We start from the raw sequence: 12,383 nt of genomic DNA on the forward strand, positions 1-12,383 counted from the left end.
GGCAACGGGCGGTGCCCCCACCAGGAGATTGCGTATATGCGACGGTCCCTTTAGGCACACAATCGGCCAGGTTTGAACAGGCGTGTGCAGGAGACCCATCAGGGTTGACCGTCAACGGATATTCCTGGTCAAAACAGAAGATAAGTCTTCGAACTCACCAAACGATCACTAGCTTGGCTCTGCACCTTCACGGACACAGAGGGGGACGGGCATGCGCGTGTTGGCCGTCAAGCGGATCAGCCGGGACGCGGAGTCGTCGTCGGCACTGGAGCGCCAGGGGCTCGACCTGTCGGAAGCCATCGTCAAGGGCAGCCACACAGTTGCCGGGTGGGTGGAGGACGTGACCGTTTCCGGAGCCGTGGACCTCGATCAACGGCCGTCACTCGGGAAGTGGTTGCGCGTTCCACTGGTCCACGAGTGGGACGCCCTCATGGTGACCACTCAGGACCGGATCACCCGGGACGACATGCACTGGTGGTCCTTCATTCATTGGGTACTGAGCAACGAAAAGAACATCCTCATTCTGGACGACCCGTCCTTCGACGTTTCGACGCCGAACGGGCGCATGATCGCGGGCATCAAGGCAGCCCAAGCGGCGAACTATCGAAACTCAGTCAAAGAAAAGAAGCTGAACCAGACGAAGCACCACCGTGACGAAAACCTTTGGGGCGGCGGTACCTGGCCGTTCGGTTACCGGGCCGCTGTCTTTCAACACAACGGCACATCTCGCTGGCGCCTGGAAATCGACCCGGTGACGGGACTCCTGGTACAGGAAGCTTACGATCGCATCGTCAACAAAGATGAATCTCTTGGGTCCGTTGCGAAAGATTGGAACGCCCGCGGCATCCTCACCGCCCTTGACCATATGCGCAGCGTGAACGCACAGGAGGGCAGAATCGGCGTCAAGACCGATGTCAAGGGCACCAAGTGGGCGACCAGTACGATGACGGCCGTATTCACCAAGAAGTCCATCATGGGCTACGCCATGCACAGGGGTGAGCCGATCATCCGTCACGGCTTGCCGGTTGTCTGGGCGGACCCTCTGCTCACCGAGGACGAGTGGGAAACGCTGCAAGAGGTGATGCGCAAGAGGGCTCGCGGCAAAGGCGGCCCGAAGCGCACAGCCACGCACCTGGCCGGTGTGGCGTTCTGCAAGTGCGGTGAACCGCTGTACTCGAACACATCCAGCCGGAAGTTGAGAGACGGGACGGTCAAGGAGTACAGCTACTACCTGTGCCGCTCATGGGGACGCAAGGACGGCACACGCTGTAAGTGGGTCACGTCATGGCAGAAGAGCCTCATCGAAGGACTGCTGACAGAGCGCTTCCTGGCAGAAGCAGGAGAGCTGGAGATCACGACTCGCACCTACGTACCGGGGGTCGACAAGTCTCGCGAGATCAAGCAGATCACTGAGGCTCTGGAAAACCTCACCGGAAACTTCACGAGTCTTAAGCCAGGCAGTGCTGCGGCACTGGCGGTTATCCGGAGCCTGGAGGAACACGAAAGGGCTCTGGAGACGCTGAATGCCATACCGGCGATTCCCGGCCGCTGGATCGAGGAGGACACGGGGGTCACGTACCGACAACAATGGGAGCGTGACGACTGGGCAGCTCGCGGTGAACTCCTGCGTAAGGCTGGCATCTTCATTCTCATGGGAGGGACATCCAAGGAACCGGCCGTCTGGCTGCACATGCCGGACGGCTTGACTCAGCGCGCAATCAACCTCCATACGGGGCACATCCCCACCGGTTCCGAGGAATGGCAGGAGGGATTGAGGAAGGCGGCAGAGCAATTGAGCGGTCGCGATGCCGAAACCCACCCCAGGAACGTCTGATCCCGGCCACGGACCGCACCGCCGGTTCCCGGCTCGACCTCGTGTCGGGCACAGGGCCAGTGGTGGCCACCGGGGAGAGAAGCCGCATGGCGCAACCGGCCGGAGCGGTCCTGCCGGGTCCGTAAGCCCCGTAGGCTGGCCCCCATGCGTCTCGTCATCGCCCGTTGCACCGTGGACTACGTCGGCCGTCTTTCTGCCCACCTGCCCTCGGCCAAGCGACTGCTCATCCTGAAGAATGACGGCAGCGTCTCCGTCCACGCGGACGACAGGGCCTACAAGCCCCTGAACTGGATGTCGCCGCCGTGCACCCTCAAGGAGGGGACGGGTGACGAGGACGGCGTCTGGACCGTCATCAACAAGGCGGGCGAGAAGCTCATCATCACGATGGAGGAGGTCCTGCACGACTCCTCGCACGAACTGGGCGTCGACCCGGGCCTGATCAAGGACGGCGTGGAAGCGCACCTGCAGGAGCTGCTGGCCGACCGGATCGAGACGCTCGGCGACGGCTACACGCTCATCCGCCGCGAGTACATGACGGCGATCGGCCCGGTGGACATCCTCTGCCGCGACGCCGAGGGCCAGACCGTGGCCATCGAGATCAAGCGCCGCGGCGAGATCGACGGCGTCGAACAGCTCACCCGCTACCTGGAACTCCTGAACCGCGACCCCCACCTGGCCCCCGTCCGGGGCATCTTCGCGGCCCAGGAGATCAAGCCCCAGGCCAAGGTCCTCGCCACGGACCGCGGCATCGGCTGCACGATCCTCGACTACAACGCCCTGCGCGGCATCGAGGACGACAAGCTGCGACTGTTCTGACCGAGGCGGGACGGTCCGACGGCCCTGAACAAGGCCGACGAGCCAGGCCGACGGCCCGGAGCCGACCAACCACGCCAGTTCCTACCGGGCCACGACAAGTCGCTCCGCCCACCCCCAAACCGCCGCAACGGCGGTCAGCCCGTACGTCGGTGACCGGCGGTGCCGGACCAGGCTGAGCCGGGCTCGGCACCGCCGGTTCGCGCCGTCGTGGTTGCGCACCGTCGCGGCGGGTCTCGGGTGGGCAGCGCAGCGACCAAGGCGGTGCGGCGACCGCCGGTGCGAGACCGGCCTCAGCGAGTTCGAACCGAGCCGACAACTTGCGCCGCCCACCACAAAACCGCCGCGACGGCGCTCAGCCCTACGGCGGTGAACGGCGGTGCCGGACCTGCCTGGGGCGGGCTCGGCACCGCCGGTTCGTGTCGTCGCGGTGGGTGTGGGCGTCCCGCGCGTGGAGCGTGGGACGCGCGGGCTCAGATCAGCGTGCCGGTCGATGTTCCCGTGCTGCCGGTCTCCCATGCCGACGCCGAGCTGCTCGACGCCGCCGGGGCACTGGACGCCGGTCCGCTTGCGCTGTCGGCTGTGGACGGAGTGTCGGACGGGGCCGATGACGAGTCCGACGGCGACGGGCTCGCCGACTGGGACTCGGACTTCGACGGGCTCGGTGATGTCGACTTCGACGGTGACGGCGACTTCGAAGGCGACGCCGACGGCGAGTGTGTCGTGCCGCCCCCCGAGGACCCCTTCGTCCCCGAAGCCGAAGCCGAAGGCGTCTCCGTGTCGGACGGTGGGGTCGGGTCGTCCGAGGTGCCCAGGGAGCCGTCGGGGCCCGGGTCGGTCGGCTTGGTGGTCGCCTTGCCGGTGTCGCCCGTGCCCGAGGTCTGGCCGGGGTCGGCGCCCAGGCTGCCGTCGCCCGTGTCCTCGCTCGCCGACGGGTTGACGCTCACGTTGTTGGACGGGTTGTCGGCGTTGTTGTTGGAGGTCATGCCGAGGGTCACCACGGTGCCCAGGACGGCCGTCAGGAGCACGCCCGCGCCCACCGCCACCAGGTTGCGGCGGGCCATGCGGACCAGGCCGCCCCCGCCGCCCTGGGACGGCGTCGGCTGCCCCGGGACCCTGTGGGTCACCAGCGTGTCCGAGACCGGCGAGTGGACCGCGGGGAAGGGCGTGGTGACGCCGCCGGCCGGGGATATGGACTCCTCGTGGCGGGCGTCGGGAATCTCGTCGCCCGCCATCGCGGCGACGACCGGGATGACCTCGCCCGAGCGGTCGGCCACCAGGGCGAGGGCCCGTCGGCCGGCCGTCGTACCCCGCTTGTCGGAGAGCGCCCCGCGCAGCCCGATCGAGGCCTCAAGCTCGGCCCGCGCCCGGTCCAGCCAGCCGCCGCAGAGCGCGAATATGCCGAGTTCGTGGTGGAAGTAGGCCTGTTCGCCGACCTCACCGGCGAGGCGGGAGGCCTCGGCGCCGGCCCGCAGGGCGCGTTCCCAGGCGCTCCAGTGCAGCCCCGCCGCGAACGCGGGCGCGGCGGTGCGGGCCAGTCGTACCGGCGTGCTCTCCTCGTCCTCCGCCGGCGGCACCGTCTCGGGGACGGCCACCGCCAGGGCGGCGAGGATCGCGTCGGACTCGGCGCAGACCCGCTCCGGGGTGACCGAGGGGTGCCCGGCCCACCAGCCGTAGTGCTGGGCGGCGGTGAGGGCCTGGGCCGCCGCGTCGTCGGCGTATCCGGCGGCCTCCAGCTGCTGCAGGACGCCCGCGGCGAGCCGGTAGCGGGAGCCCACCGGGGAGACCAGTCCGCAGCCCGCCAGTTCGCCGAGGGCCGCGTCCGCGTGGGTGTCGCCGACGAGGGCCGGCAGATGCGCCTGGTGCGGCACCTCGCCGCCGAGGGCGACCGCGAAGCGCAGGGTGGCCCGGGCGGAGGCGCTGAGCCGGGAGGCGAGCAGCGGGGCGGGCGCAGCGGCGTCGCCGAGGGACGGGAGCGGGACCTCGTCGGCCGCCTCGGTGTCGAAGGGCACATCGACCGGAAGGTCGGAGAGAGCGGCGATATCGGATAGTTCGGGCAGGTCGGATGCGAAGACGCCGAACTCGTCCACGGCGCCCGCGCTGGCCCGCGCCTGGTCGCGCTGGCGCAGCAGTGCGCCCGCCTGCACGAACCGCAGCGGCAGGCCCTCGGACTCGAACCAGAGGTCGCCGGCCCAGTTGGCCTCCTCCTCGGTGAGGACGCGGCCGACCGTGCGCTCCAGGATGTCGACGCCGCCGGCCCGGTCCAGGCCGCTGAGGAAGACCTCCTCGACGGCGGAGTCGGCGGAGGGCGCCGGCACCTCCGGGGTGGCGCCGATCAGGAAGGCGCACTCGGGGGTGGCGTCGACCAGCTCGTCGAGCCCGGTGCCGCCGAACTCGACGTCGTCGAGGACGACGACCGCGCCGATGTCCCGGATCAGTTCGAGGAGCTCGTCCTGGTCCGGGCGGTACGCGGGCGCCTTGTAGACGGCGTGGAAGAGGTCGTGGAGCAGGTCCTCGGGCGTGCGGTGGAAGCCGTTGAGGCGGACCACGCCGTCGGGGGCGAGGTCGGAGCAGTCGTCGGCGACCAGGTCGAGGAGCGCGGTGCGGCCGGAGCCCGAGGGGCCGGTGAGGCGCACCGAGCGGCCACGGGCGAGGAGCCGGACGAGCCGCTCGCGGTCGTCCTGGCGTTCCAGGAGCGGCAGCTCGGGCCGCGCGGGGCCGGGCGGAACCGGTGGCCGGACGGCGCGCTCGTACTCGGCGCGCTCGGCGGCGGTGCGCTTCTCCGGCCCGCTCGGGCGCTCGGTCGGCGGGCAGGGTTCTATCTCGCTGCCGTCGACGGGATTGACGGTCAGCAGGAAGTCGCCGGCGACCAGCCGCGTGGTGCGGGCCGTCGCCGGGGCGCTCTGACCGAAGTCGTTGGTGAGGGATTCCCTGGGCGGGCGCTGGCGCGGCGTGCTGCCGTCGCCGTCCTGGCCGTACCCGTCGGGTCCCGGGTTGATCGGGTCCATAGGTTCCTAGCCCCCCAAAAGCGTCGTGTGCCGTGAATACCGGCCCCTCCCGGCCTGTTGCACACCGCGCTGTCGCTTCTGGTCCGGGCCCGCGCTCGAAGGGTGGCAAGGGCGGCGGGCGACCGAACCTTAAACCTTCGCACAGTATCTACGACAGTCCGGGGTACCGCGCCGTCCGAGACATCACGGTCTCGTGAGGATTGCGTCTGACGTGCGCATGCGCGCCGTCCGACCGGGTCACCCCCGTCGCCCGGTTCACACCGGATCTCCATGTCCCAAAGGTTCGCCGCCGCACAGCCGGTCACCACGGCACACCCGGCCACCGGTCACCACGGCACACCCGGCCACCGCGGCACGGCCGGCCGCCGGTCCCGGTGTCACACCCGGGGCAGCGACTCCACCCCGATACCCCCCTCGATCGCCAGGATCCGGTGCAGCCTGGTGGCCACCAGCAGGCGCTGCATCTGCGGCGGTACGCCGCGCAGCACCAGGCGGCGGCCGCAGCGGCCGGCCCGCCGGTGGGCCCCCATGATCACCCCGAGTCCGGTGGCGTCCCAGGAGTCCAGCTCGGACAGGTCCAGCACCAGATCGCCGACTCCGTCGTCGACGGCCGAGTGCAGGACCGTACGGGCGTCCGCCGCGCTGCGGACGTCGAGGCGGCCCCCGACGACCAGCTCGGCGTGGTCGCCCCTGATGTACATATGCGCTCCCCGAGAGTGCGTGTCCTACTCCGTGAAAGTGTTGTCCGGTATTGCAACGTCTGACTGCGTTCGCCGGTCAGAGGTTGCCATCTGTAAGCGAACCGATACCGAATTCACCCCAGAGGGTGAAACATCCGGGGTTTGTGCGTTTTGACATGCGGTCAGAGGGCCTACGTACTGGTGTTTCAGTACGTGTAGAAGCCCTGCCCGCTCTTGCGCCCGATGTCACCGGCGTCAACCATCCGGCGCATCAGCTCCGGCGGGGCGAACTTCTCGTCCTGCGACTCGGTGTAGATGTTGCTGGTGGCGTGCAGCAGGATGTCGACGCCGGTGAGGTCGGCCGTGGCCAGCGGGCCCATGGCGTGACCGAAGCCCAGCTTGCAGGCGAGGTCGATGTCCTCGGCGGTGGCGACGCCCGACTCGTACAGCTTGGTGGCCTCGACGACGAGCGCCGAGATCAGCCGGGTCGTCACGAAGCCGGCCACGTCCCGGTTGACGACGATGCAGGTCTTGCCGGTGGACTCGGCGAACTCCCGCGCGGTGGCGAGGGTTTCGTCGCTGGTCTTGTAGCCGCGGACCAGCTCGACGAGCTGCATCATCGGCACCGGCGAGAAGAAGTGGACGCCGACGACCCGTTCCGGGTGCTCGGTGGCGGCCGCGATCTTGGTGATCGGGATCGCGGAGGTGTTGGAGGCGAGTACGGCGTCCGGGCGCACGATCTTGTCGAGGGCGCGGAAGATCTCGTGCTTGACTTCCAGCTTCTCGAAGACGGCCTCGACCACGATGTCCGCGTCGGCGACCGCGTCCAGGTCGGTGGTCGTGGCGATGCGGGCCAGGGCGGCGTCGGCGTCGTGCGCCTCCAGCTTCCCCTTGCTCACGAACTTGCCGTACGAGGCCTGGATCCCGCCCACGGCACGGTCCAGTGCCTCATCGGTGACGTCACGCAGGACCACGTCCCAGCCGGCCTGCGCGGCGACCTGGGCGATACCGGACCCCATCAGGCCGGCCCCGATGACGGCAAGCTTCCGTGCCACTCCGCTCCCCTTACACGCTGTTGAGGTATGCCTCTTGGGCGGGACCCTAGCGCTCGTCGCGGGCCGGGAAACCCGGTAAGTAATGCGTGTCACGGTCTCAGGACGTGAGACAACCGTCACGTCCCGTCAGGCGGCCCCGGTGGCGCCGTCGCTTTCCCGCCACGTACGGCGCGGTCCGCCGCCACCGGGGACACCTTTACGCTGGCCGCATGGTCAATCTGACGCGCATCTACACCAGGACCGGCGACCGGGGCACCACCGCCCTCGGGGACATGAGCCGGGTCGCCAAGACCGATCTGCGGATCTCGGCGTACGCCGACGCCAACGAGGCGAACGCGGTGATCGGGACGGCGATCGCGCTGGGCGGCCTGGCGGAGGAGGTCGTCAAGGTGCTCACCCGGGTGCAGAACGACCTCTTCGACGTCGGCGCGGACCTGTCGACCCCCGTGGTGGAGAACCCCGAGTTCCCGCCCCTGCGGGTCGAGCAGTTCTACGTCGACAAGCTGGAGGCGGACTGCGACCGCTTCAACGAGCGGCTGGAGAAGCTCCGTTCCTTCATCCTCCCGGGCGGCACCCCGGGCGCGGCCCTGCTCCACCAGGCCTGCACGGTCGTACGGCGGGCCGAGCGGTCGACGTGGGCGGCACTGGAGGTGCACGGCGAGGTGATGAACCCGCTGACGGCGACCTACCTGAACCGGCTGTCGGACCTACTGTTCATCCTTGCCCGTACGGCCAACAAGGACGTCGGGGACGTGCTGTGGGTCCCCGGCGGGGAGCGTTAGCAGCTCGTCACAGGCGCCGGTAGATCTCACGGCGATGTCCCACCTCGACCACGAGGATGACGAGCTTGCCGTCGTCGATCAGGTAGGCGATCCGGTACACGCCGACACGCAGCCGGTACAGGTCGTCGTGTCCGGACAGCTTCTTGACATCCGCGTCGTCGCGGTAGGGGTCGTCTCCCAGGCGGCTGAGCGCGTGCAGGATGCGCAGCGCGGACGTCTGGTCGATCGTCCGGAGCTGTCGGCGTGCCGCAGCGGTGAGCTCGAAGGCGTACTTCACGCGGCACCCGTCGAGGACGCTTCCGTCGGCGGGCCGAAGATGTCCGCCAGCACGTCCGCCAGCGTCGCCCGAGGGGCGTCGCCCTCGTCCGCGAGCGTCTGCACGGCCTTGCGCGCGAGCAGTTCGTCGGCGGCCTCCTCCAGCGCCTCGTACTCCTCTATGGGCACGATGGCGGCGACCGGTGCGCCCCCGCGCGTGATGACGGTGGGTTCTCCGTCCTCGGCCTGGTCGAGGAGCCGCGCGAGATTGGCCCTGGCTTCACGCACCGACACGGTTGTGAACTCGTCCATACCTCCAGTGTACTCGCCTCCGTGTACACGGCTGTCCGGTGGCGGGCCCGCCGTACATCGAAAGGCGCAGTCGCGGACCGTGCCGAGGGACCAGGCACCGGGCGCACGCGCCGTGTTGGATGGAGTCATGCCCGCCCCCTGGCTCCCCCGCCCGCCCCGCGACGACGTGCGCATCGCCCTCGCGGGGCTGCTCGGCGGACTGCTCGTCTGGGGCCGGCAGGTCGTCGGGGAGGGCCTCGCGGACGTCCTGGTACTGACCACCTTCGACCTCGACGAGTACGTGTTCGGGGCGTTGCGGGCGGGTGCGGCCGGGTTCCTTCTGAAGAACACGGAGGCGCGGGACCTGGTCGCCGCGGTGCGCACGGTCGCGGGCGGCGAGGGGCTGATCGCGCCCGCCGTCACCCGGCGGCTGATCGCCGAGTTCGCGGCGAAGCCGGTGCGGGGGCCGAGGGCCGATCCGGCGGCGCTGGAGAGTCTCACCCGGCGCGAGCGCGAGGTGCTGTCGTGTCTCGGCGAGGGGATGTCCAACGCCGAGATCGCGGGCCGCCTCGACATGGCCGAGGCCACGGCGAAGACGCACGTCAGCCGGTTGCTGGCGAAGCTGGAGCTGCGCAGCCGGGTGCAAGCGGCCGTGCTGGCGCAGGAGTTGGGGATCTGACGGCCGTATACAAGAGTGGTCCAGACCTATTGACCGGTGGTCCAGACCTTTCTATTCTCGCGGCACCATGGGCATGAAGGCTCAGTCATGCCCACGTCACCCCCGATCAAGAGGGAGGCGCAGCATGCGCTTCAGACACAGAGTCGCGGCAGGGCTCGCGACACTGGTGCTCCCCCTGGCCGGTCTGGTCGGCCTCGCGAGCCCGGCCCAGGCCGCGACGTCCGCCACCGCGACCTACACCAAGACCCAGGACTGGGGCACCGGCTTCGGCGGCCAGTGGACCGTCAAGAACACCGGTACCACCAGCATCAGTTCGTGGACCGTCGAGTGGGACTACCCCTCCGGAACCTCGGTCACCTCCGCGTGGGACGCGGACGTCACCTCCTCCGGCACCCACTGGACCGCCAAGAACAAGTCCTACAACGGCTCCATCGCCCCCGGCGCCTCCGTCTCCTTCGGCTTCAACGGCGCCGGTTCCGGATCGCCGAGCAACTGTCTGCTCAACGGCGCCAGTTGTGACGGCGGCACCACCGTCCCCGGGGACGCGGCACCTTCCGCGCCCGGCACCCCGACCGCGTCCGGCATCACCAACACCGGGGTGACGCTGAACTGGTCCGCCGCCACCGACGACAACGGCGTCAAGAACTACGACGTCCTGCGCGACGGCAAGGTGGTCTCCACGGTGACCTCCACGTCGTACACCGACTCGGGTCTCACGGCCGGCACCGACTACTCGTACACGGTCCAGGCCCGCGACACCGCGAACCAGACCGGACCGGTCAGCGGCGCGGTCGCCGTCCACACCACCGGCGGTACGACCACTCCCCCGACCACCGGTTCCAAGGTCAAGCTCGGCTACTTCACCGAGTGGGGCATCTACGGCCGTAACTACCAGGTGAAGAACCTGGTGACGTCCGGGTCCGCGGCGAAGATCACGCACATCAACTACGCCTTCGGCAACGTGACGAACGGCCAGTGCGCGATCGGTGACGCCTACGCGGACTACCAGAAGACGTTCACCGCCGACACGTCGGTCAGCGGTGTCGCCGACACCTGGGACCAGCCCCTGGCCGGCAACTTCAACCAGCTGCGCGAGCTGAAGGCCAAGTACCCGAACATCAAGATCCTGTGGTCCTTCGGCGGCTGGACCTGGTCCGGCGGCTTCGCCCAGGCGGCGGCCAACCCGACCGCGTTCGCGGACTCCTGCTACAACCTGGTCGAGGACCCGCGCTGGGCCGATGTCTTCGACGGCATCGACATCGACTGGGAGTACCCGAACGCCTGCGGGCTGAGCTGCGACACCAGCGGCTCCGCGGCCTTCAAGAACCTGATGTCCGCGCTGCGCGCCAAGTTCGGCTCCAGCAACCTGGTCACGGCGGCCACCACGGCCGACGGCTCCGCCGGCGGCAAGATCGACGCCACCGACTACGCGGGCGCCTCCCAGTACGTCGACTGGTACAACGTGATGTCGTACGACTTCTTCGGCGCCTGGGCCACCACCGGCCCGACCGCCCCGCACTCCCCGCTCACCTCGTACACGGGCATCCCGACCGCCGGCTTCGACACGGCCGACGCGATGGCCAAGTTCAAGGCGCAGGGCGTGCCGGCCAGCAAGCTGCTGATCGGCATCGGGTTCTACGGCAGAGGCTGGACCGGCGTCACCCAGGACGCACCGGGCGGCACGGCCACGGGCGCGGCGACCGGGACGTACGAAGCGGGCATCGAGGACTACAAGGTCCTCAAGACGTCCTGCCCGGTCACCGGCACCGTCGCGGGTACGGCGTACGCCCACTGCGGCACCAACTGGTGGTCCTACGACACCCCGTCGACGATCGCCGGGAAGATGAGCTGGGCCAAGACCCAGGGCCTCGGCGGCGCGTTCTTCTGGGAGTTCAGCGGCGACACCAGCGACGGTGAACTGGTGAGCGCCATCAGCAACAACCTGTAAGACCGTCAAGCAACGTTCACTCTCCTCCGGACATCACTTCGTCTGGGGGAGAGTGAACGTGGCTACGCCACATTCACTCGCTGTCCGGGCGGGGCTGCTTCCAGCCACGCGAGGAATCCGGTCAGCGCGTCGTCGCTCATCGCGAGTTCGAGGCGGGTGCCGCGGTGGGTGCAGGCGAGGATGACGGCGTCGGAGAGCAGGGCCAGCTCCTCCTCGCCCTCGGGGAGGCGGCGGCCGGCCACCTCGATCCGGTCGCGCTCCAGGACCCGGCGGGGGCGGTAGGCGTAGGAGAAGACGCGGTACCACTCGACGCTGTCGCCGTTGTAGCGGGCGACGCCGTAGCTCCAGCCCTTGCCGCTGGTGTCCGTCTTCTCGGGGACGTCCCAGCGCAGGGAACAGTCGAAGGTGCCGCCGGAGCGCTGGATCAGTCTGCGGCGCAGGCCGAACAGGAAGAGTCCCACCACCACCAGCGCGACCACGATTCCGGCCACAGTCAGAGCGAGGACCATCGGCACCGACCTCCTCGTCTCCTAGGTAACGGAACGTAAAAAGACCCAGATCTACCTCAGCCGCGGCTGGGACCGGAGTGGCTCCGGTCCCAGCCGCGGCTGAGTTACGTCAACGCATACGTGCAGTGTGTCAGCGCGCGGTCGCCGCCCGCAGACGGACGTCGGCGCGCCGCTCGGCGGTGGCGTCACCTTCCGCCTTCGCGCGCTCCAGCTCGCGCTCCTCGCGCTGGACGTCGATCTCGTCCGACAGCTCGGCGGTCTCGGCGAGCAGCGAGAGCTTGTTGTCCGCGAACGAGATGAAACCGCCGTGCACCGCGGCGACGACCGTTCCACCATCACTCGTACGGATGGTCACCGGGCCCGACTCCAGCACACCGAGCAGCGGCTGGTGACCGGGCATGACGCCGATGTCGCCGGACGTGGTGCGCGCGACGACCAGGGTGGCCTCGCCGGACCAGACCTGGCGGTCCGCGGCGACGAGCTCGACGTGCAGCTCAGCAGCCAAGGGTGGCTCCTCGGGTCACCACCC

Annotated in this window: 11 protein-coding genes and 1 pseudogene; 5 read left to right on the forward strand and 7 right to left on the reverse strand. The window is 69.2% G+C overall.

What is annotated here, in order from left to right:
- Positions 1 to 211 precede the first annotated feature (211 nt).
- The gene (locus ABT137_RS31995; protein ID WP_351714599.1) at positions 212 to 1,834 is read left to right on the forward strand and encodes a recombinase family protein; all 1,623 of its coding nucleotides are present in this window, start codon (positions 212 to 214) and stop codon (positions 1,832 to 1,834) included.
- Positions 1,835 to 1,978: 144 nt separating this feature from the next.
- The gene (nucS, locus tag ABT137_RS32000) at positions 1,979 to 2,650 is read left to right on the forward strand and encodes an endonuclease NucS (RefSeq protein ID WP_351714600.1); all 672 of its coding nucleotides are present in this window, start codon (positions 1,979 to 1,981) and stop codon (positions 2,648 to 2,650) included.
- A 470-nt stretch (positions 2,651 to 3,120) separates the two neighbouring features.
- On the opposite strand, the gene ABT137_RS32005 is transcribed toward nucS, so the two are convergent.
- The 3 genes from ABT137_RS32005 to ABT137_RS32015 all read right to left on the reverse strand — a co-directional run bounded on the left by ABT137_RS32005 (position 3,121) and on the right by ABT137_RS32015 (position 7,390).
- Positions 3,121 to 5,655, reverse strand: a complete 2,535-nt coding sequence (locus tag ABT137_RS32005) for an ATP-binding protein (RefSeq protein WP_351714601.1) — start codon at positions 5,653 to 5,655, stop codon at positions 3,121 to 3,123.
- 377 nt (positions 5,656 to 6,032) lie between these two features.
- Positions 6,033 to 6,356: an STAS domain-containing protein gene (locus ABT137_RS32010; RefSeq protein WP_030672301.1), complete on the reverse strand. Its 324-nt coding sequence runs from the start codon at positions 6,354 to 6,356 to the stop codon at positions 6,033 to 6,035.
- A 185-nt stretch (positions 6,357 to 6,541) separates the two neighbouring features.
- The gene (locus ABT137_RS32015; RefSeq protein WP_351714602.1) at positions 6,542 to 7,390 is read right to left on the reverse strand and encodes a 3-hydroxyacyl-CoA dehydrogenase family protein; all 849 of its coding nucleotides are present in this window, start codon (positions 7,388 to 7,390) and stop codon (positions 6,542 to 6,544) included.
- A 209-nt stretch (positions 7,391 to 7,599) separates the two neighbouring features.
- Here ABT137_RS32015 and ABT137_RS32020 point away from each other — a divergent pair, with 209 nt between their 5' ends.
- Positions 7,600 to 8,172 (forward strand): cob(I)yrinic acid a,c-diamide adenosyltransferase, encoded by a 573-nt coding sequence (locus tag ABT137_RS32020; RefSeq protein WP_351714603.1) that lies wholly within the window; start codon positions 7,600 to 7,602, stop codon positions 8,170 to 8,172.
- Between the two features lie 7 nt (positions 8,173 to 8,179).
- Here the strand turns inward: ABT137_RS32020 and ABT137_RS32025 are convergent, their stop codons facing one another.
- Entirely contained in the window at positions 8,180 to 8,449 is a 270-nt protein-coding gene (locus ABT137_RS32025; RefSeq protein WP_351714604.1) for a type II toxin-antitoxin system RelE family toxin, read from the reverse strand.
- Positions 8,446 to 8,739, reverse strand: coding sequence for a type II toxin-antitoxin system Phd/YefM family antitoxin (locus ABT137_RS32030; RefSeq protein ID WP_351714605.1), 294 nt, complete (start codon positions 8,737 to 8,739; stop codon positions 8,446 to 8,448). Before ABT137_RS32030 ends, ABT137_RS32025 begins: the two co-directional genes overlap by 4 nt.
- Positions 8,740 to 8,953: 214 nt before the next feature.
- Here ABT137_RS32030 and ABT137_RS32035 point away from each other — a divergent pair.
- Together ABT137_RS32035 and ABT137_RS32040 are read left to right on the forward strand one after the other, a co-directional pair.
- A pseudogene (locus ABT137_RS32035) lies at positions 8,954 to 9,397 on the forward strand (LuxR C-terminal-related transcriptional regulator); the annotation flags it as partial.
- Between the two features lie 124 nt (positions 9,398 to 9,521).
- Positions 9,522 to 11,345, forward strand: coding sequence for a glycosyl hydrolase family 18 protein (locus ABT137_RS32040; RefSeq protein WP_351714606.1), 1,824 nt, complete (start codon positions 9,522 to 9,524; stop codon positions 11,343 to 11,345).
- A 62-nt stretch (positions 11,346 to 11,407) separates the two neighbouring features.
- On the opposite strand, the gene ABT137_RS32045 is transcribed toward ABT137_RS32040, so the two are convergent.
- Together ABT137_RS32045 and ABT137_RS32050 are read right to left on the reverse strand one after the other, a co-directional pair.
- Positions 11,408 to 11,854 carry a DUF2550 domain-containing protein gene (locus tag ABT137_RS32045; RefSeq protein ID WP_351714607.1) on the reverse strand — a complete coding sequence of 149 codons (447 nt, stop codon included), beginning with the start codon at positions 11,852 to 11,854 and terminating at the stop codon, positions 11,408 to 11,410.
- Between the two features lie 130 nt (positions 11,855 to 11,984).
- A complete protein-coding gene (locus ABT137_RS32050; protein WP_181805896.1) occupies positions 11,985 to 12,359 on the reverse strand; it encodes a F0F1 ATP synthase subunit epsilon in 375 nt (124 codons plus the stop codon).
- Positions 12,360 to 12,383: the final 24 nt, after the last annotated feature.

It is taken from the genome of Streptomyces sp. NPDC001980, from assembly GCF_040296885.1.
In the GTDB taxonomy this organism is placed as follows: domain Bacteria; phylum Actinomycetota; class Actinomycetes; order Streptomycetales; family Streptomycetaceae; genus Streptomyces.